General features: G+C 36.0%; 17 protein-coding genes. 8 read left to right on the top strand and 9 right to left on the bottom strand.

Features of this window, described 5'->3' with window-relative positions:
• Positions 1-42 precede the first annotated feature (42 nt).
• Positions 43-1,212 carry a proline dehydrogenase family protein gene (locus AYC65_RS05910; RefSeq protein WP_034867658.1) on the bottom strand — a complete coding sequence of 390 codons (1,170 nt, stop codon included), beginning with the start codon at positions 1,210-1,212 and terminating at the stop codon, positions 43-45.
• 126 nt (positions 1,213-1,338) lie between these two features.
• Here AYC65_RS05910 and aroB point away from each other — a divergent pair, with 126 nt between their 5' ends.
• From aroB to AYC65_RS05880, 6 genes are all read left to right on the top strand, one after another.
• A complete protein-coding gene (gene aroB / locus AYC65_RS05905; RefSeq protein ID WP_034867656.1) occupies positions 1,339-2,382 on the top strand; it encodes a 3-dehydroquinate synthase in 1,044 nt (347 codons plus the stop codon).
• A 199-nt stretch (positions 2,383-2,581) separates the two neighbouring features.
• Positions 2,582-3,175 (top strand): porin family protein, encoded by a 594-nt coding sequence (locus AYC65_RS05900; RefSeq protein ID WP_034867819.1) that lies wholly within the window; start codon positions 2,582-2,584, stop codon positions 3,173-3,175.
• 707 nt (positions 3,176-3,882) lie between these two features.
• Positions 3,883-4,515 (top strand): porin family protein, encoded by a 633-nt coding sequence (locus tag AYC65_RS05895; RefSeq protein ID WP_034867654.1) that lies wholly within the window; start codon positions 3,883-3,885, stop codon positions 4,513-4,515.
• A 133-nt stretch (positions 4,516-4,648) separates the two neighbouring features.
• The gene (locus AYC65_RS05890) at positions 4,649-5,272 is read left to right on the top strand and encodes a porin family protein (RefSeq protein ID WP_034867652.1); all 624 of its coding nucleotides are present in this window, start codon (positions 4,649-4,651) and stop codon (positions 5,270-5,272) included.
• A 91-nt stretch (positions 5,273-5,363) separates the two neighbouring features.
• Complete coding sequence (gene metG / locus AYC65_RS05885) at positions 5,364-7,397, top strand: methionine--tRNA ligase (RefSeq protein ID WP_034867650.1); 2,034 nt, start codon at positions 5,364-5,366, stop codon at positions 7,395-7,397.
• 54 nt (positions 7,398-7,451) lie between these two features.
• Positions 7,452-8,117 (top strand): hypothetical protein, encoded by a 666-nt coding sequence (locus AYC65_RS05880; RefSeq protein ID WP_234300250.1) that lies wholly within the window; start codon positions 7,452-7,454, stop codon positions 8,115-8,117.
• A gap of 183 nt (positions 8,118-8,300) precedes the next feature.
• Here the strand turns inward: AYC65_RS05880 and AYC65_RS05875 are convergent, their stop codons facing one another.
• From AYC65_RS05875 to AYC65_RS05840, 8 genes are all read right to left on the bottom strand, one after another.
• The gene (locus AYC65_RS05875; protein ID WP_034867647.1) at positions 8,301-9,002 is read right to left on the bottom strand and encodes a class I SAM-dependent methyltransferase; all 702 of its coding nucleotides are present in this window, start codon (positions 9,000-9,002) and stop codon (positions 8,301-8,303) included.
• Positions 9,003-9,102: 100 nt separating this feature from the next.
• On the bottom strand, positions 9,103-10,716 hold the full coding sequence (locus AYC65_RS05870; protein ID WP_034867645.1) for an MFS transporter: 1,614 nt from the start codon (positions 10,714-10,716) through the stop codon (positions 9,103-9,105).
• A gap of 78 nt (positions 10,717-10,794) precedes the next feature.
• Complete coding sequence (locus AYC65_RS05865; protein WP_034867644.1) at positions 10,795-11,928, bottom strand: HlyD family secretion protein; 1,134 nt, start codon at positions 11,926-11,928, stop codon at positions 10,795-10,797.
• 52 nt (positions 11,929-11,980) lie between these two features.
• Positions 11,981-13,291, bottom strand: a complete 1,311-nt coding sequence (locus tag AYC65_RS05860; RefSeq protein ID WP_034867642.1) for a TolC family protein — start codon at positions 13,289-13,291, stop codon at positions 11,981-11,983.
• 117 nt (positions 13,292-13,408) lie between these two features.
• Positions 13,409-14,239: a helix-turn-helix domain-containing protein gene (locus AYC65_RS05855; protein WP_034867641.1), complete on the bottom strand. Its 831-nt coding sequence runs from the start codon at positions 14,237-14,239 to the stop codon at positions 13,409-13,411.
• Between the two features lie 123 nt (positions 14,240-14,362).
• Entirely contained in the window at positions 14,363-16,093 is a 1,731-nt protein-coding gene (locus AYC65_RS05850) for a cellulase family glycosylhydrolase (RefSeq protein ID WP_034867639.1), read from the bottom strand.
• 228 nt (positions 16,094-16,321) lie between these two features.
• Positions 16,322-16,726, bottom strand: coding sequence for a hypothetical protein (locus AYC65_RS05845; protein ID WP_034867638.1), 405 nt, complete (start codon positions 16,724-16,726; stop codon positions 16,322-16,324).
• A 27-nt stretch (positions 16,727-16,753) separates the two neighbouring features.
• Positions 16,754-17,893, bottom strand: coding sequence for an acyl-CoA dehydrogenase (locus tag AYC65_RS05840; RefSeq protein ID WP_034867637.1), 1,140 nt, complete (start codon positions 17,891-17,893; stop codon positions 16,754-16,756).
• Positions 17,894-18,014: 121 nt separating this feature from the next.
• Here AYC65_RS05840 and AYC65_RS05835 point away from each other — a divergent pair, with 121 nt between their 5' ends.
• Together AYC65_RS05835 and AYC65_RS05830 are read left to right on the top strand one after the other, a co-directional pair.
• Positions 18,015-19,781: an AMP-dependent synthetase/ligase gene (locus AYC65_RS05835; protein ID WP_034867636.1), complete on the top strand. Its 1,767-nt coding sequence runs from the start codon at positions 18,015-18,017 to the stop codon at positions 19,779-19,781.
• Positions 19,782-19,837: 56 nt separating this feature from the next.
• On the top strand, positions 19,838-21,409 hold the full coding sequence (locus AYC65_RS05830; RefSeq protein WP_034867635.1) for a glycoside hydrolase family 16 protein: 1,572 nt from the start codon (positions 19,838-19,840) through the stop codon (positions 21,407-21,409).
• Positions 21,410-21,416 lie beyond the last annotated feature (7 nt).

The raw sequence follows: 21,416 nt of genomic DNA, 5'->3' as shown, positions 1-21,416 counted from the left end.
TCTATAGCAGGAAATTTTCTCAATCTCAGATTTTAAGATTATTTATTTTTTCTTTCTTCTTTCTATTTCTTTCTGAATCAAAGAAAGTTCTCTTCCTGTCTGTCCTGCCACAGAAGTATTTTCCTGCGCACGACGTGTTAAATATGGCACTACGTCTTTCACCGGACCATAAGGTAAATATTTAGCTACATTATAGTGTAAGCTGGAAAGGTAGAACGTAATATTATCAGACATTCCGTATAACTGACCGAAATATACATGAGATGAATCGTTTGACAATCCTGCAGCTTTCATCTTATCCATTATCAGCTCGGTACTTTTCTCGTTATGAGTCCCGAAGAATGCTGAAACAATATCCTGATGCCCCATAATAAAATCGATACCTGCATTATAGTTATCGTCTGTAGCTTGCTTAGTAGGCTGTATTGGTGAAGGATAGCCCATTCTTATAGCTCTGTCGCGCTCTTTTTCCATATAGGCACCACGTACAATTTTATAACCAATGAAATAACCTTTTTCACGAGCTCTTTGCAAGTGTCCTTCCATATATTCCAGTCTGAAAGTTCTGTACATCTGGATGGTATTCCATACAATTGGAGTTTCCTTATTGTATTTTTCCATCATTTCTTCAGTAAGGTGATCTGCTGCATCCTGCATCCAGGATTCTTCAGCATCTACCATTACTTTAATATTGTTTTCATGGCACAACTTACAAACTTCATCAAAACGGGTTCTTACACGCTCCCATTCTTCCTTTTCACTTGTTGTAAGTTCTCTTCCCTTACCTACTTCTTCATAAAGATCTATTCTTCCGAAAGCCGTTGGCTTGAATACCACAAACGGTATCGCCGGATTACCTTTAGAGAATTTGATAATATCTTTAATCTCATTGCAGATTTTGTCAAAGCTTTCTTCATCTTCTTTACCCTCTACAGAGTAATCGAAGATACTTCCTACCCCTCTTTTCCATAGCTTGTTTACCGCCTGTATACTTTCTTCACGGGTTTCACCACCACAGAATTGTTCGAATAAAGTTTTCTTTACAATTCCGTCTACAAAAGGAAAGTTGTTCTTTACGGTAAAGTTAAGCATAGAAACACCCATATTCGTTAGTGTAGGGTTTTCAATACCTTTGAACATCCAGTATGCTTTTCTCAACTGGTCTGTTGTTTTATCTGCAAATGCAATCTGTGTATTATCAAAAATACTCATCTCTGTTTCTATTAAATTTATGATTCGCAAATTTAGTAAAAGTATGCTGGACAATACACTATCTTTTAAGTACTTTTTTCAATTCAAAAACGGTATTTTTGCATGATATAAAAATTAGTAATCAGAATGATCAGCTTTTTAGACGACAACTTCAGCCAGCTTAACGAATATATTAGTAAAATCAAACCAAGCCTGCTTCTATTATTGGTAGATGAAAATACTCATGAATATTGCCTTCCTGCTGTATTGGCAAACTTGGAAACTACTATTCCGTTCGAAATCATTGAGATTGAGGCCGGAGAAGAAGGAAAAAATATCGGGACCGCTGCTCAGCTATGGGAGATTCTTTCGGAATTCGGTACTGACAGAAATGCTTTGATGATTAATATTGGAGGTGGTGTTATTACTGATATGGGTGGTTTTGTTGCTTCTACATATAAAAGAGGTATTAAATTCATTAATATACCTACAACTTTATTGTCTATGGTAGATGCTTCTATAGGGGGAAAAACAGGAATAGACCATCAGTTTTACAAAAACATTATCGGCACATTCGCCTTACCTGAAAAAATATTTGCTTACCCAAAATTTTTACAGACATTACCATTTACTGAGCTAAGAAGTGGTTTTGCCGAGATGCTGAAACATGGACTTATCGCTTCTGACCAACACTGGAACAATCTAAAGCAACTGGAATTAACACCAGAAAACATAGAGCCATTTGTAGTGGACTCTATGAACATTAAGCAATATGTAGTAGAGCAAGACTTCAAAGAACAGAATGTCCGTAAAACGCTTAACTTTGGCCATACAATAGGGCATGCTATAGAAAGTCTTTTCCTTCAGCAGGAAACTCCTGTTCCACATGGTGAAGCTGTAGCCGCAGGAATGATTATGGAGGCTCACCTTTCCTACTCTAACCAATTGATAGATGAATCTACTCTAGCAGAAATCACCAATGCTATTACGGCAATATACCCATACCTTTCTATTGATAGTTTCAGCCATGAAGATATTTACAATCTGATGCTGAATGACAAGAAGAATAGTAATGGTATTATAAAATTCTCAATTATAGATAAAATAGGTCATTGCCTGTATGATTATGAGGTAACAAAAAGTCAGACAGAAACTGCTATTCAATACTACAAAGAAGCCTATAAGGCATAATTTAAGCTTTATATAATTATTTAAACTTATTCCAAATTAAAACATAAACATTGTAATTACCAATGTTTTAAATGTTAACTATAAAAGTAATTTGACATTTTTGTCAAAATAAATAAAGTTTGGCATTCCATTTGAAATAATGCTAGCATCAAAAAAGAGATTAAGTTTAAAATTATTAAAAAAAGTAAAATTTAAAATTATGAAAAAGGTATTTTTAGGATTAGGTATTGTATTAGGTACAATGGCATTCGCTCAATCTACAGCTGGTCCAAGATTCGGTATTAAAGCTGGTGGTAACCTTTCAGACTTAACTAACTTGAATTCAATAGGTGAAAAATCTAAAATTGGATTCTACGCAGGTGTATTTATGAATGCTCCTATTTCATCTGAATTCAGCATTCAACCAGAGGTTGTATACAGCCAACAAGGTGCTAAATTCAAAGATATGGGCAATGTAACGGACAGAAAATTAAATCTAGGATATATTAATGTACCAGTAATGGTTCAGTATAATGCAACTCCGGATTTCTATCTTGAAGCTGGTCCTGAATTTGGGTTCTTAGTGGATGCACAAAATAAAAGAACAGTGAGCGGAGTAAGTATGAACACTAGTGGTACTGATGGATTTAATACTTTCAACTTCGGTGTAGGACTTGGAGCTGGTTACAGATTTACACCAAACATTAGCATCAATGCTCGTTACACAGCAGGATTCACTAATACAATCAAAAATAATGACGGAGATTCTGTTAAGAACAATAACTTCCAATTAGGATTAGGTTATACTTTCTAAGAAAAACAACATCAATTATTATAAGAGGACTGTCAGTTGACAGTCCTTTTTTTATTTTCTCACTTCCCTGTTTTTAATTCTTGTTTTCAAAAATAGACCTCAATTTTAGAATAAAATACAGCGACATGGTATATAGAATTACATACGAAACCTTACGAATTATTTATTTTAACTAAGTTTTCGCATGCTTTCTTCGGCTCTTCTTCGAGGACTCTTCGGGAATCCTTCGGAAAAAGTGCAGTTTTCCGAAGGATTCCCGAACAATAGTCGAACGAACCTCGAACAAACTATTAAGAATCCTCGTCGTACAGCTTGTTACAATACAATATAAAAGGCACATTGTAGTCAACTAATATGTAAGCTCTCCAAACCTTCGCAAAAAAGATTTCTGAGGAGCCTTGTCTATACCAAGTCTAATTTTACAAGCTCCAGCCTCTTATTCTTTACTCCTTCTAAAAAGAGGTTTCTTTTCCTTTACTTTATTAAGATTTTTGTCTCCTCAACTGATTTTTATACCTCTGAATCAATTTGCTAAGGCTATTTATCATAATATTATAATTTCTCTTAAAAAGATATTGAATCTATAATTTAAAATACGTAAAAACATGACTTTCGTCATGTTTAGCGTCTTTTATATACCAGAAAAACCCTCTTTGGCACTTTGTTTGTAATTGTTATGACCTCAAAGTAAAGTAAAATTTAAAATTATGAAAAAGGTATTTTTAGGCCTAGGGATTGTTCTAGGTACAATGGCTTTTGCCCAAACTACGAATAATAGTGGAATCAGATTTGGTATCAAAGGTGGTGGTAACCTTTCTAGAATTACAGAAGGGAACTTCAGCGATACTCAACACAAATTTGGTTTTAACGGAGGTGTATTCATGAACATGCCAATCTCTGACAAGTTCAACTTCCAACCAGAAGTTATTTACAACTACATGGGTTCAAAATCTACTGCTGATGTAAATGGTGAAAAAATAAAAAACGAAACTAACTTAGGGTATATCTCTGTTCCATTAATGGTACAGTTCAATGTAACTCCTAAATTCTATGTTGAAGCTGGTCCTGAATTCAGTTACTTAGTAAACGCTAACAACAAATTAAAAGAAGGCAGTCAAACCGTAACTAATAGCTGGGATAGCAAAGCTCTGGATGATCTTAAGAGATTCAATGCTGCAGGTGCTATCGGTTTAGGTTACAGAATTACTGACAACTGGGGTATTAATGCTAGATACATAACAGGATTCACTAAAATCGGTAAGAATGATACTCCTAGAGGTCAATACTTCAACGATTCTAGAAATGAAAACATCCAGTTAGGATTAAGCTACACTTTCTAATCAGAAAAGAAAAAACATCAATTATTGATTTCAATAAAGAAGCCCGATTAAATCGGGCTTTCTTTATTTCCTGAAACCTGGACTTATTTTTTGGCATTTGGTTTGTAGGTTTTTGGGAAGTAAAATTTGATTTATGAAAAAACTATTTTTAGGACTGGGATTACTGGCAGGAACTTTTGCCTTTTCACAAGTAGGTCCGAAATTCGGTATTAAAGCGGGTATGAACGTTTCTTCAATTTCTGAAAACGGAGGTCTTAGCGACACAAAGTCTAAGATAGGCTTCAACGCTGGTGTTTTCTTGAACGCACCCCTTTCTTCCAATTTCAGTATTCAGCCAGAGGTTATTTACAACGATTTAGGCTCTAAAGTAACTTTCGGAAGAGACAATCAGAATTCTTACAGCACCAACTTAGGTTACATCTCTGTACCGGTAATGTTTCAGTTCAACGCCACTCAACAGTTTTATTTAGAAGCAGGTCCGGAATTCAGTTTTCTGATAAGCGCTAAAAACAAATTAAAAGATGGTAATGGTAATGTTTCTGTAGATGACTGGACAAAAACAGCTACAGATAATTTGAATACATTCAACTTTGGTTTAGGAGTAGGTCTTGGTTTCAATATTACACCAAATCTAGGGATAAATGCCCGTTATGTAGCAGGTTTAACGAATATCGGTAAAACAGACAATCCTATCGGATATAGCTATAGCAAATCGAAGAATAATGTATTCCAGGTAGGCTTAGGTTTAGCATTCTAATCACTTATTATTTAAATACAGTAAAGGTCAGACATGATGCTTGGCCTTTTTCTTTAGCATTATCCGTATATTTGCAAAAAACTAGAAAATAATGTCTACAAGAAAGATGATTACGGCAGCTTTGCCTTATGCAAACGGACCGGTTCATATTGGGCATTTAGCAGGTGTTTATATTCCTGCAGATGTCTATGCGAGATTTCAGAGAAGATTAGGAAAAGATGTTGCTTTTATCTGTGGTTCCGACGAACACGGAATCCCAATTACTATACGTGCTAAAAAAGAAGGTGTTACACCTCAGGATATAGTAGACAAATATCACGAGATTATTAAGAAGTCTTTTGCAGACCTCGGAATTTCATTTGACGAGTATTCCAGAACGACTTCTAAAAAACATTATGAAACTTCACAAGACTTCTTTAAAACGCTTTACGATAAAGAAAAGTTTACTGAAGAGGTTTCTGAACAATACTTTGACGAGCAGGCAGGAGAATTTCTTGCTGACCGTTATATCGTTGGAACATGCCCTAACTGTGGCAACGAAAATGCTTACGGTGATCAGTGTGAGAAATGTGGTTCTACCCTTTCTCCGTCTGAGCTGATCAATCCTAAATCGATGTTAAGCGGAAATGTTCCGGTTCTGAAAGAAACAAAGAACTGGTATCTTCCATTAAACGATTATGAAAACTTCCTGAATGAATGGATTATTGAAGGTCATAAGGATGACTGGAAGCCTAATGTATACGGACAAGTAAAATCTTGGTTAAATGACGGGTTGAAGCCTCGTGCTATGACGAGAGACCTTAACTGGGGAGTTCCGGTTCCGTTACCAAATGCTGAAGGAAAAGTATTATATGTATGGTTCGACGCTCCTATCGGTTATATTTCTTTTACCAAAGAATGGGCTGAGAAAAATGGTAAGGACTGGAAAGATTACTGGCAAAATGAAGACAGCGACCTGATCCATTTCATCGGAAAAGATAATATTGTATTCCACTGTATTATTTTCCCAGCTATGATGAAGGCTCACGGTGATTATATTATGCCTAAAAATGTACCTGCATTTGAATTCCTGAATCTGGAAAATGATAAAATTTCTACTTCCAGAAACTGGGCAGTATGGGCACATGAATATGTAGAAGAATTCCCGGGACAACAAGATGTATTGCGTTATGCTCTGCTATCTTCTGCACCTGAAACCAAGGATAATAACTTTACATGGAAGGATTTCCAAACCAAGAACAATTCAGAACTTGTAGGTATTTTTGGTAACTTCATCAACAGAGTTGCGGTATTAATTCATAAATATTATGATGGTGTTGTTCCTCAGGGAGATGTTAATACACCAGAATTAGCTGAAATAAACAAGGCTGCAAAAGAGATTGCTGAATTCTTAGACAAGTTTGAGTTCAGAAATGCTTTATCTGCATTGATGAATCTTGCACGTTTTGGTAACCAATACCTGCAAACAGAAGAGCCTTGGAAGACCATTAAAGATAATCCTGAAAAAGCAGCACATTCTCTTTTCGTAGGTGCTCAATTAGCCGTTGCTTTAGCTCAGCTATCTGAACCATTTATGCCATTTAGCTCTGAGAAGTTGTTGAATATGTTCAACGCTACTAAAACAGACTGGACAAATTTAGAAAACAATAAAGTTCTTGTTCCTAGCGGGCATCAGATCAATGAAGCATTTCTTCTTTTCTCAAAAATTGAAGATGATGTAATTGAAGCACAAATCCAAAAGCTGGAACAGACAAAACAAGATAATAAAAAGACCAACCCTAACGCTAATCCTATGAAAGAAGAAATCACTTTTGATGACTTTGGAAAAATCGATTTAAGAACAGCAACTATCCTTGAAGCTGAGAAAGTAGAAAAAGCAGATAAGCTTTTAAAATTCAAAGTAGATACAGGTGTAGACATCAGAACTGTAGTTTCGGGTGTAGCTGAAAGCTTCAATCCTGAAGAATTAATTGGTAAGCAGGTTATGATTCTTTTGAATCTTGCTCCAAGAAAAATCCGTGGAATTGAGTCTCAGGGAATGTTCCTTCTGACCACTAAACCAGACGGAAAATTGTCTTTCGTAACTCCGGATGAAACAGTAGAAAACGGAATTGAGATTAAATAATTTCTGATTACAATTATATAAATGGGCACCAGGTGCCCATTTTTTATGAGCATTATGGTAAAGAAAAGTACTTTAGAAAAACTTTCAGATACTGACCTGAAAAAATATATATCATCAGAAAGCCGCTTCACTCCGGAGGCTGTACAAATGGCTTTTGAAATTCTGAACGAAAGAGGGCATCAATTTTCAGATCAGGAAAGTGCTTTGATTCAAAAAATGATTCAGGACAAAAAAGAAGCTGAAATAGCTGAAGCTACTGAAGAAAATGAAATTTGGGAAGACCATATCACAGATGATCCCAATGCTATTAAACTTTATTCGCTAGGTTCTATTGTTGTATTAAGTACATTATTCGGAACCATACCCGGAGCTATATTATTAGCTTTAAATTTTATTAAGGTAAAGAAATATACTTCGGTAATCTTTGTTCTGTTATTTGGGTTTATCTATCCCTTTGTTCAATATTATTTACTGGATGCAATTTCAACACTTAATGATAATAAGACGCATTCACGCTATAGTCCTGAAACATTTTCCATTATAACAGGAAGCTTAATTCTATATGCAACTTCTGTGTTAGTAATGCCTAAAAAACTTCCTTACAGAGCCGAATCATTGCTATTACCAGTCATATTAGCTTGTATAATGGCATTTCTAATCTATATCAATCCACAGAACTTATTTTCGCATTATTTATTAAACAAAATAATGGCATTTTAAACAATATTACCACATAATTCAGAGCCTGTCTAAATTTCAATTCAAAAAATATTAGACTTCGACAAGCTCAGTCTGCCACCTCTAAGAGTAATATATTTCGAACGAGCAATGTCACTTTGAGTAAAGTTTGTAGTGAGCCTGACGAACTATCGAAGAGTATTAACTATAATATTTAAACAACTCTTATAATGTTAATCTCGCCAGGAAAGAATCTTCATCCTGCAGTACTTTTTCGATAGAAAAACCATTGTGTTCCGCTGCATTTTTCAGAGTATTGAAATCCAGATACAGCCAGGTAATAGGCTCTTCGGATTCCCCTTTATAATGAACGGTATAACCTAGTTCGCCATAATAACCACCTGCCGGAATATAAACACCGCCGTCTTCATCTCTATCGAACATATACAAAATGTCTGTACTGTCAATTAAGACCTGTCCACCACCATTAAGCAAAGTTCTCAGCTTTTGGAGATATACATCAATCTTTGCCAGACTTTCAAAAATTCCGGTACCATTCATCAGCAATAAGATGGTATCAAATTTTTCATCCGAGAAGTCCAGAACAGATTTGCATACAGCCTTGCTAATACCTCTTTCTTTGCAAACCTCAACAGATTTTGGGGAAATATCCAGTGCTGTTACATTCATTCTCCTTTCGTCCTGAAGATATAAACTATGTGAACCTGCTCCAGCTCCTACATCCAGTATTTTTCCTGTTGTCAGTTCAAGAGCCGCTTGCTCCAAATCATTCATTTCATCAAAATCACGAAACAAATAAGCAACCGGTAAGTCATCTAATTCCGAAATAGAAGTTTCTGTCTGCAAATCTTCAGGATTCTGATTATGAAAATAATCCCAGATTGCCTTTCCCATCAAATCTTTCATGCTTTTAAGCTAATATCAGTTCAGACTTCAAAACTACAAAAAAAGAATCCCCGCAGCAATGAAGCATTGGGGATTCGCATGAAAAACAAGGAATTTTTTCCTAAAATGCAGACCCTGCTGCATCTTTTATACCTTCAGCACTTCTTTCCAGAATAAGCTGCTCTCTTCTTCTTCGTTGTGCTATGAGCCCTCTTCCTTTAATCAGACGTACATAGCGGTTGTATGAAGTAAATCTTTCTTTACCAAAACCATGTTGCAACACATAGATCATAATTCCTATTCCAGCGATAATAATATATCCGAAAAGCTTTTTATTAGCGGCTAAAATAGCATTGATCTGAAACACTTTTAGGTTTTGTATGGCTGCAGGCTGGCTCAGATTAATACCATCCAGATATACTGCCATATCTCCAAGACTTGTTACCTGAAAATCGTACTGGAACCAATAAAACAAAGCACTAAAAACGGCTACTGCAATAAAAGACCGCCATACAAGTGCCAATCCGATAGCTGCCATCATATCATTAATATCCAGCTTATCCATCATGTAAAACCAGACCGTAATATACAGACTGCACATACCATAGCCTTTTAAGATCATTGGCAGGTACCATCTTTCAAAGTTCATCTCCGGAACCATTGAAAAATACATGATAATACAATAAGCTATTAATGCTGCAAAGCCTGATAATACAAAGAATTTAATATTTATGTTTTGTTTGAACCACATCATGCCCATAACGCCTGAAGCTACCATTCCCGGAATCATCCACAGATTCAGTTCTGCATTGGTTACAAGATCATATCCCAGTATACTTACAGCAAATATATTCTGTACTGTTCCTGTGGCCAGAAACATACCGAGCATTAGTAACATCAATAATCCGCTGTAGACATTTTTTCTTTTAAAAATTTTAAAAGATATGTAGGGTCTTTTCAATCTTGTCTGTCTGAAGGCCAGCATTACAAAACATGCAAATGCAGCAATGCTGGCATCTATTATTTTCGGTGAATTCAGCCAGTCCTGTTGTTTTCCGAATGTAAACACATAAGCAGAGAACAGAAAAGTTGCTGCAAACAATAATACACTCAGCCAGTCGATATAGTACAATGGCATCTTTACAGAAAAATATTGGTTGTGCATGAATATCCAGCATAATAATGCCATAAGCAAGGCTCCTATAGCTGTCAGTACATAGAAATGTTCCCAATTGTAACGCACAGAAATATCTACAGAAATATAGTTGATAATCTGACTAACAATAATAGCAAACGGATAGAAAACAGAATAGAATTTCCCTCTGTTACCGTCCGGACTCAGAATCATCATGAGAGGCAGAAAGAATTCTATCATAACAAACATTTTCATAAATCCTACGAGAAATGCTGTAAATACAATAAGTTCCGGCTGATTGGTTGTAGCACTGAACAGGCTTAGCGCAGCAATAAAAACAAATGCAAATGTTAATTTATCTCTGACTTTAAAACGAAATTTAAACCGCATGACGAGAGGCATTACTGCTCCCATTCCGATTGTTGTTGCATAATTGGCCATAGAAAAGTATTCCGACATACTCCCCATGCTGCTGTACATATAGGTAATATTCCCTGTATTCACTCCCGACAACGACATCGTGAATGCAGAAAATATTGCTATAAGAAGTAACTGTAGCGGTTTGGGAACCCAATTAGCAAATAGTCCTTTGTTATACATTTTATATAAGTTGTGAGCTTGGGAAATAACTAATTCTTTTATCAGAATCTATTCCCGCATTTCACTTTTGTAATAAGATTAATCTTTCAGTTTAATGATCATATTCATTCCGGCACGAAGCTGATTAAGCTTTTGCTTATCATTGCCTGAAGTGAACTCTATTCTCACCGGAATTCTCTGCTGAACTTTGATAAAGTTACCGGTAGAGTTATCTGTAGGTACACTGGAATATCTGGAACCTGTAGCTGCTGAGATTGCTGTAACCTCTCCTTCAAATTGCTGTCCACCCAATGCATCTGCCGACATCATTATTTTCTTCCCTACAGCAATTTTAGGCATTTGGCCTTCCAGAAAGTTTGCGGTTACCCATTTCTGACCATTAAGTACAATTGTTGCAATCTGCTGACCTGCCTGTACCAACTGCCCGTCGGAGATTGCTCTTCTCCCCATAACACCGTCATAAGGTGCTGTAATTACTGTATAGCTCAGGTTAAGTTTTGCCATATCCAATGCTGCTTTTGTTCTCTTAATTTCTGCATCGTTAATTCCTAGTTTAGATTTAACTTCTGTAGTAGAAAGATTTGCAGATTGCTTTTGATTCACCAAGGTTTCATAAGCCGCTTTCTGTGCATCATATTCCGTTTTTATCTGGTCATATTGCTGTTTTGTTACCGCTTCTGCAACCAAAAGGTTTTTATATCTGTTCAGATTTTGCTCTGCATTCCATAATCTTGCTTTAGCACCAGCAATATTAGACTCCATTACATTTACATTATTGGAAACCGTATTCACTGAGGAACTTGTAGCGCTTCTTTGTGCCAAAGCATTCTGATAAGCTGCTTCTGCCTGTCCCAGCTGAGTTTGTATTTCCCGGTCATCCAGAATGAGTAATGTATCGCCTTTTTTTACCTGTTGATGTTCTATGAATTTAATTTCTTTAATATATCCGGCCACCCTCGTATTTACCGGATTAATGAATTCTTCAACCTGAGCAGCTTCTGTATAGTCTTTGTCTCCGATATGAAAATATTCTCTGACTAACCAATAAAAACCTGCAATAAGAATAATAAATACAATTGAGTTTGCAATAGTGCTTCTTATTTTATTTTTTTTGTTGGCTTTCTTTTTTTCCTCAACTCTTGTTGACATTTGCACTTTTGCTCCTGTCCCTTGAGTTGATTGTTCTTGTTGTACATTATCCTTGCTTTCCATATATGTATCCTTGTGTTATTCTTTATTAGTTATTAATTGAAAATAGCTTCAGTTATAAGCTTCCTGTAGATTTCAGAAGATTGTAATACTGATACAATACATTGATTTCAGCGGTTACAAAGTCTAGCTCCGCCTGTAGTTTCTGGTTCTGTGCGTCTATCATTTCTGCCTGTACTGCCAATTGGTTAAGGTATTTAGCTTCAGTAATTTTATAGTTTTCTTCTGCTAGTTTCTGTGCATCATCCATTAACTTTGCCTGGTCTATAGATTCCTGGTACTTTACATAAGCTGCGTTTACCGTCATGTCTATATTCTGTCTGGTAAGCGTTAATGCATCCTGTGCCTGTGATTTCTGCAACTCTCCTACTTTCAGTCGCTCTTTGGTTTTATACAGATTATCGATGTTATAACTTAACGAAATTCCCGCCTGCCAACTATTCGAATACATGTCCAGAACTGGTGTTCTTGTCATAATAGGTCTCTGCATATTGTAACCGCCAAATCCGGACAGTGTAGGCATTTTATCTGTATTGATAATCTCAATATTTTTCTGTGCCACAGCAATATTGGTATTTGCCGATTTTAGCTGTGGGTTGTTTTGATATGCTTGCTCTATATAATAATCAGTTCCTTTTACCAATTCTTTTCCTTCAAGGCTTTCTGTCGGGTTAATCTCGGTATTCTGAGGAAGTCCTAAGGCAACATCCAGATTATAGTTAAGGATTTTTTTGTTATTGCTTAATGTAAGAAGTCCCTGATCCAGATTTTTGATGGCTAACTCTCCTCTGATTACTTCATTTCGGGTTACCATTCCCTGCTGGTTGAATTTCTGAATGTTTTTCAATCTTTCTTGTGCCAGCTTCTTATTGTTCTGAAAAATCTGTTCCTGATTCTTTAATTTGTAAACATCTAAATAATTGGAAAGTACCAAGAACTTTACATCCTGTTGGTTCTTTTCCAAATCCAACGCTGCAAGTTGCTCACGCAAACCTGCCATTTCAATGGATTTCTTTACCAACCCACCCTTGAAGATCAGCTGGCTCGCCTGTACACCATAAGAACTTCCATAATGTGGCATGGAAACATTGGTGGAATTAGAAAAATCCTTATCTATGATAAGGGCATTTCCTAAATAAAACTGACTTGTAGATGCTGTAATAGTGGGTAACTTCTGCAATTTGGTTACCTCTGTCTGTTGTTTGGAAATATAGATGTTCTTTTCGGATAGCTTAAGTTGCTGGTGATTCTGTAGTGCCAGAGTCATCACCTCATCTGCAGTCATGCTTTTCACTTCTTGTGCGGCAATAAGGCTTCCGTACAAAAGCATTACTGCCATTGCATAGTTTATAACTTTGTTTTTCATTTTCCTTGCTTTTCGTAAATCTCAGAAATCAGATTTACAGTGCAAATTTACACTGAAAATGAGGCCAAGGTAATGCTTAAAGAAAAGATAAAGATGTTCAAAAGTAAGATTACCTGTCTAAAACTGGTTTCGATACTCTGTAGGACTTACCCCCTGATGCTTTTTAAAGAAGTGACTGAAAGAATATTGATCACTAAAGTTTAGCCGGTTAGAAATCTCATTAACAGGCTTTAAAGTAGAAGCCAACAAAGCTTTTGCTTCATTTATTATGAATTCATTAATCATTTGTCCTGCTGTTTTACCTGTTTCGGCTTTAATAACTGAAGATAAGTGGCGTGTAGACAGCATCATAGTCTGTGCATAGAACTCTACGCTTTTCTGGCTAAGATAATTCTCTCCTACCAAACCTATAAAGTCCAGAACAATTTCCTGATTACGCGTCATCATACCTTTGGTATTTTTCCGGTTACGCATAACAAAACTGGAAACATTATAAATAAATGCACTAAAAAGACTCTCAATACTTTCAACAGCATATTCAAGATCACCTATTTCGTCCAGAAAATAATCTATACCCTTCAGTATATCCCAGAATACTTCAAATTCTCTGTCGGTAAATGTATAGCCTCTTCTAAGTTCCATTCTTATGTTATGGTAAATATTGAGTCTGTTGAATTTCAGTCCGATTTTACTAATAAATGAACGATGGTAGGTAAGCACTTTCACTTTCAGCTCTTTGCTTACTTCCATAATCTCATATACTGAACGGGAATCTATTAGGATAATGGAGTTTTCTCCGAGCTCAAAGATGTTAATCTGTTCTTTGATTACCATCTTTCCTTTTTTTATAAATAAAAACAACGGATTATTGGGATGGTATGGATGCCCCATTGTAAGACTATCCTGAAGGTTTTGTTCAGTAAAGATTTTTAAGGCATGAAACTCCATTAGATTGTTTTCGACAAAAGTAAGCAATTATGGTTCGCTATCTTTTACAAATAAAAAATAACCACAAAAGAAATAATTCTCTTGTGGTCGGTATAAATGGATTATAGATAGTGGTCTGTATTTTTATTTAAAGTCTATATAATTCAGATTGAAACCGCCTTTATCAAACTGAAGTTTTATTTTATCTGTTCCTTTAGTTATGTTTACATTTTTTACGGTTATAGTTTTCCATATCTGATCTCCGCCTGTAGAAGGAAGCTCTGTTTGTGCTATTTGTTGTCCTTTACCATCTGTTACGGATAACCTTCCTGTACCGCTTGCATTTGCATAGCGAATTTCCAGACTATATTTTCCCGGCTTTACACTTTTCAAAGTGAAGTTTAACCACTCTCCATCTTCAATTTTTCCTACATAATAGCCATTGGAAACTTTATCCTTATTGCTGTAAATATCCACACCATCGTTTCTCATCTTATCTCCGGAATTCCAGTTGACCTGTTCACCAGTATCTATACGATAGTTAATTGCATCTTTGTCATAATAAGCCGCTCCAATCCTTCCCAAATCGTATTCCGTAGCAAATATTCTTCCCGGAATTGTATGACTGGTATATGGCAATACTTCATTGCTTTTTATCTGACGAAACATTGCATCGATTACATCTTTTTTAACTTCTGTATTTTCGAATTTGTAATTGTCTGCTATCTGCATCATTGTTTTATAGGTAAATTCTTTGGAAGGTTTTTCACCGCCATTTTTCCAGTAATCCAGCAGCTTCTCGTATTCTGGTGTTATCTTAACATTGGCTACTCCGGCAATATTGTCTATTTTTTTCATTGGCCAGAAAGCCCATCCGATATTATTATTTTCCATAAGACTTATAGCTTCAGTAAACCATACATTGGAATTCTCACCACTCTCTCCTAACCAGATAGGCACATTGTACTGGTTGCGGTAATCCAGCATTTGCTTAATAGAGTTTTGGTCATTTTTATTCCAATATTTATGGAAACTTAGTACAAGATTATTATCCCATAGCGGGAATATTCCTTTATAATTATTTCCCCAGCAATTTCCTTCAATTATAATCAAGTGCTTTTGATCCACTTCGCGGATAGCTTTGGTTACATCTACCATAAATTTTCTTAGCGGAGCATTAGATTCTTCGTCGCATCCATTAAGGTTTTTTCCTGTAAATCCATAATTGGGTTCATTGATAATATCATACCCGCCAATCCATGGACTATCTTTGTAACGTTCAGCAAGCTTTTTCCATAGTGCAACAGATTTTCTCTGATTTTCTTCACTCTCCCACAAAGACGGTTTCGATTTATCATTATCCGAAATATTGACGTCATTCCCTTGCCCCCCAGGCAGAGCATGCATATCCAGAAACAAGTACATTTTATTTTCTGCACACCATTTCAGAAGATTATCCGTCATACGGAAACCTTCTTCCAGCCAGGTATCCTTTCCTTTTACCTTCTCTTTCTCTATAGGTAAGGTATAAAGGTTATAATGCATTGGTAATCTCACAGAATTGAATCCCCAAGACTTTAGTGCATCTATATCTTTTTTAGTAATTCCGTTTTCCAGATACTTTTTATAAAATGCCTGCATACCATCCTCACCGGCAAGTTCTGCTATTTTATTCTTTATCTGATACTGTGGACCTGCAAAATCCGCTGTTTTCAGCATATAACCTTCTTGTAACATCCATCCTCCCAAACCTAAACCTCTTAACAAAACATTCTCTCCTTTATCATTTACGATTTTCTGGCCTTCAGATTTCAGTAATTGAGATGTCCCAAATTGAGACAATAAAAAACAGGACGCAAGTATTACTCTTTTCATAGTGTTAATATTTTAAAAGTTAGATGATTATTTTGTTAGAACTGAGTTATTATCGAATCAAAGATATTAAATAAAATAAAAACTTTGAAAAAAATTATAAGTCTCCTGTACTTCCTACATTAATACAATAATTAGGCAATCATGGAGGTCATTTGTAATGGAAAAAGCTCTAATACCTGAAGAAGATAAAGAAAACAAAAAGCTCCCGAAATTTCGGGAGCTTTAATTTTATTTTGAATTAATTACTTTGTCTACAATATATACTGTATTTCCTCTCCAAGGAAGAACACCGTGATATTCTTTGTAATGCAGATCAAAATATTTTCCGCTATTGGCTTCAAGCTGTTTAAAAACAGCTTCATCCTCTACCGAAAACTCAAATTCATAACTACTAATTCCGCTTCCGGTTTTAACCTTGCCGAAACCATCCTGAATTATTTTCCCTTCATAGGTTTTGAAAATGTTTCCTTTTTTTACTACATAATTAAGAGTTCCGGATTTTACACCTTCACCAAAAACGAAGTAGTATTTATAGTAAAACCAGCCCCCGAAAACCAAAAGTAAAACCAAGATAACCCAGAAAATTACTTTTCCGAAGCCGCTTTTCTTTTTTTCATAGATTGTTTCAGACATAATAGCAGAATTTAGTGTTTTATTTAATTATTTAGCAATCGCTCTGGAAATTACGATTTTCTGAATTTCAGAAGTTCCTTCATAGATCTGAGTAATCTTAGCATCACGCATCATACGCTCAACATGGTACTCTTTTACATATCCGTATCCACCGTGAATCTGTACTGCTTCAATCGTAGTATCCATGGCCGTTTTAGAAGCAAATAATTTTGCCATTGCGCCACTTTCAGAGATATCTTTTCCAGCATCTTTTTCAGCTGCAGCTTTAAAGCATAACATTCTTGCAGCAGTAATATTCACATGCATATCTGCTAATTTGAAAGCCACAGCCTGGTGATTGATAATTTCAGTTCCGAAAGCTTTTCTTTCTTTAGCATACTTCAAAGCCAGTTCATAAGCACCAGAAGCAATACCTAAAGCCTGAGAAGCAATACCTATTCTACCACCGTTTAATACAGCCATCGCAAATTTGAAACCGAATCCGTCTTCACCAATTCTGTTTTCTTTAGGTACCTTTACATCAGTAAACATCAAAGAATGTGTATCACTTCCTCTGATTCCTAGTTTATCTTCTTTTTTTCCTACTATAAAACCTTCCCATCCTTTTTCTACAATAAAAGCATTGATACCTTTATGCCCTTTTTCCGGGTGAGTTTGTGCAATTACAATGTAGTAAGTAGCATTATTACCATTTGTAATCCAGTTTTTAGTACCATTCAGTAAATAGTAATCTCCTTTATCTTCTGCAGTAGTACTTTGTGATGTAGCGTCAGATCCCGCTTCTGGCTCAGACAAAGCAAAAGCACCAATTACCTCTCCTTTTGCTAAAGGTGTAAGGTATTTTACTTTTTGTTCTTCGCTTGCGAAACGCTCCAGTCCTGCGCATACCAAAGAGTTATTTACCGACATTACAACAGCTGCAGAAGCATCGATCTTAGAGATCTCCTCCATTGCCAATACATAAGAAACGCTGTCCATTCCGGCTCCTCCATATTTAGGATCTACCATCATACCCAGGAAACCCATTTCACCCATTTTCTTTACCTGCTCGGCTGGAAACTTTTGCTGATCATCTCTTTCAATTACTCCAGGTAAAAGTTCGTTCTGTGCAAAATCTCTTGCTGCCTGCTGAATCATCAGTTGCTCTTCTGATAAATTAAAGTCCATATTATTATTAAGTTATTTTTCGTAAAAATACAATTTTTTAAAAATCCGAAAAAGATTTTTATTTTTGATAGAAAGAATAAATATTTTATCTTTACGAAACTCACCTTAAAGTAATTTCAATATGTCCGCAAAAAGAATTTTCGATTTTGCCCATAAAGCATTAGAAAAATATCCAAAAGAGGATGCCTTTGCCACTAAAAAAAATGGCGAATGGATAAAAACCTCTACTTTACAATATATCACTCAGGCAAACAAAATATCAAGAGGTCTAATTAAACTGGGAATTAAACCCGGAGATAAAATTGGACTTATCTCTCACAACAACCGTACTGAATGGGCTATAATGGACATTGGAATGTCCCAGATAGGGGTCATAAGTGTACCTGTATACCCTACTATCAGTGAAGAGGATTATGAATATATCTTTAACAATGCTGAAATAAAATACTGTTTTGTCTCCGACAAAGAGTTATACAATAAACTGATTTCAGTACAGCCAAAGATATCCAGTCTGATGGGAGTATTTGCATTTGATGATGTAAAAGGGGCTCCTAACTGGAAGGAAATTCTGGACCTGGGTGAAGATGACAGCACACAAACCGAGATTGAAGATATTGCCAATACCATTAAAACAGATGATATTGCCACATTGATCTATACTTCCGGAACAACGGGACGGCCTAAAGGCGTTGCGCTTACTCATGAAAATATTGTATCCAATGTACTAAACTCTAATCCACGCATTCCTGAAGTTAAAATCGATTACAAAGAAATGAAGTGCCTTAGCTTCCTGCCTTTGTGCCACGTATTCGAAAGAATGCTTCTATATCTTTATCAGCATAACGGCTACTCTATTTATTTTGCGGAAAGCATAGATAAAGTTGGTGATAACCTTAAAGAGGTAAAGCCTCAGTTTATGACTGTAGTACCTCGTCTGGTAGAAAAAGTATATGACAAAATCTACAATACCGGAACTTCTGCCGGTGGTATGAAAACTAAAATCTTCCTTTGGGCCTTATCACTCGTTGAAGATTATGATCTTGGAAAAAACCTTGGTATAAAAGGATGGATCGCAGACAAACTAGTCTTTACAAAATGGAGAGAAGGTTTAGGTGGTAACATCGTAGCCCTGGTTTCTGGTTCTGCAGCTTTGTCACCGAGATTAAACAGAATTTTCCACGGTGCAGGCATTCCAATTCTGGAAGGTTACGGATTAACAGAAACTTCACCTGTAATTGCGGTAAACAGTTTCAAACACAGAAAATTTGGTACTGTAGGCTGGCCTATTGAAAATGCCGAGGTAAAAATTGCTGAGGATGGAGAAATTCTGGTAAAAGGAACTTCTGTATTCAAAGGTTATTACATGGATGAAGAAAAAACTAAGGAAGCTTTTACCGAGGACGGATACTTTAAAACTGGTGATATTGGATTTATTGACGATGAAGGATTCCTAAAAATTACCGACCGTAAGAAAGAAATGTTCAAAACTTCGGGTGGTAAATATATTGCACCTCAGGTTATAGAGAACAGCGCTAAAGCTTCTAAATTTATTGAACAGATTATGGTTATTGGCGATGGCGAAAAAATGCCGGCAGCCTTTATTCAACCAGATTTTCTGTTCGTAAAAGCTTGGGCCGAAAGAAAAGGACTGAACATTGGTTCTACCAACGAAGAGATTGCTGCTAATGAAGATGTAAAACAGCGTATCGCTCAGGAAATAGAAGCTCTGAACAAACATCTTGGAAAATGGGAGCAGATCAAAAAATTTGAACTCACTCCTATTGTCTGGAGTATAGATGAAGGCCTGCTAACGCCTACCCTAAAGCTGAAACGAAAAATAATTAAAGAAAAGTTCATAGATTTATACAACAAAATCTATGAGCATTAAATAAACAAAATAAAAGCCGAAAAATTTTTCGGCTTTTATTTTATCAAAACTATACCATGAAAAAAACGATCTTACTATTATTATGCTTCCCAACCGGAAGCATATTTGCTCAGTCTGCAAAATCGGGAAATACATTGCAGCTACTGGGAACAAGAAGCTGGATACGAGTAAATTTACCTGTTCAAAAAGATACCAGCTCCAAACTGTATTGGTCTACAGAAAATACAAAACCAGCCTCACCCAATGCAACAATCAATAACAGTGAAGCTTTCTACATACAGAATGTAAAACCAGAAACCTTGTATTATGTATGGGCAGAAACACCACAGGGATTACAAAAGCAAACCGTAAGAACTACTAAAAAATGGACTTTAGATACTTCGGAATTAAGAGAATTAAATACCAATCCAAGCTCCGAAGCCGTTCCCCAAGGCATGAAAATTTTCTGGCAGGATGAATTCAATGATAAACTTCTGAATAAAAATAAATGGACCACCAATTACTTCTCTTCTCTCAATTATACTTCAGAAGAATCTAAAAAAGAAATGTTAGCCGGCCAGCTGCCACAACCTGCATACACCCTTAATGGTAAATTTATCAATCTATATGTCAGCGATACTCTTCCCAAACGATCTTATAATCCAAAAGGAGGACAAAAGATATCTTCAATACAAACCTACGATTGGAAAAGCAACGAAAATCTTTTAGACAATAGTCGCGGTGGTTATTTTGAAGTGAAGGTAAGACGAAACAGCAGCGGGAATCCAGAAGGCACTAATACTGCATTCTGGTTCGATTCGCCAGGCCCTGACTTACGTTATTATCTGGAACAGGGCACAAATCTGAACGGTACTGAAGGAATAAGACCTAAAGGACAACTTTTTGAGATCGATGTATTCGAATATCTTAATGCTCAGTTTGTACTTCATGGCCATGTAGACCAAAAAGGTGTTTTTCAGCGCAATCTTGCAACTCATATCGCCGAGGGAATTGATCATATCAATAAATGGGTAACACATGGTATTTTGTGGACACCTACCAGTATCAAGCACTATATTAACGGAAAATTGATTAAAGCTTATACCGACAAGCATCAGATCTACTCTCCCAATCATTTTATGAATGTATTTCTGGGAAGCTACGGTGCCAAAGGACAGGTAAATATGGATGTTGACTATATTCGTGCTTATAACTGGCCATTGGAAAAAGGAAATGAGCTTCCTGATCCCGGCTTTGAGGACAGCGGAAGTCTGATACCTTGGGAAGGAAATGGAACTTTAGCACCACAAAAAGGTATTAAAAATAGTACAGCTGTTCTCCTGGGTCCAGAACAAAGCATTGAACAGTATGTTTATTTAAATCACAGTACTTCTTACCAGCTGGAATTATTCGTTAAAAATAAAGGTAATATAAATGTTGATATTGATGATGTAACACCTGTTTCAGGGGCATTGTCTTCAATTAAAAAATCAGAATTTACAGGAAATAGTAATTACTCTAAACAACAAATTGATTTCATGACAGGAAAAGACCAGGCCTACAATATGAAAACAATACGTATTTCTGTAAAAAACACGGGTAATTCAGCGGTATTACTGGATGACATTACAATTAAAAAAAATAAATAATTATAAC

Source organism: Elizabethkingia bruuniana (assembly GCF_002024805.1).
Classification (GTDB): domain Bacteria; phylum Bacteroidota; class Bacteroidia; order Flavobacteriales; family Weeksellaceae; genus Elizabethkingia; species Elizabethkingia bruuniana.
Note: the sequence above shows the minus strand (reverse complement) of the source record. Positions and strands in the feature narration are given on the sequence as shown.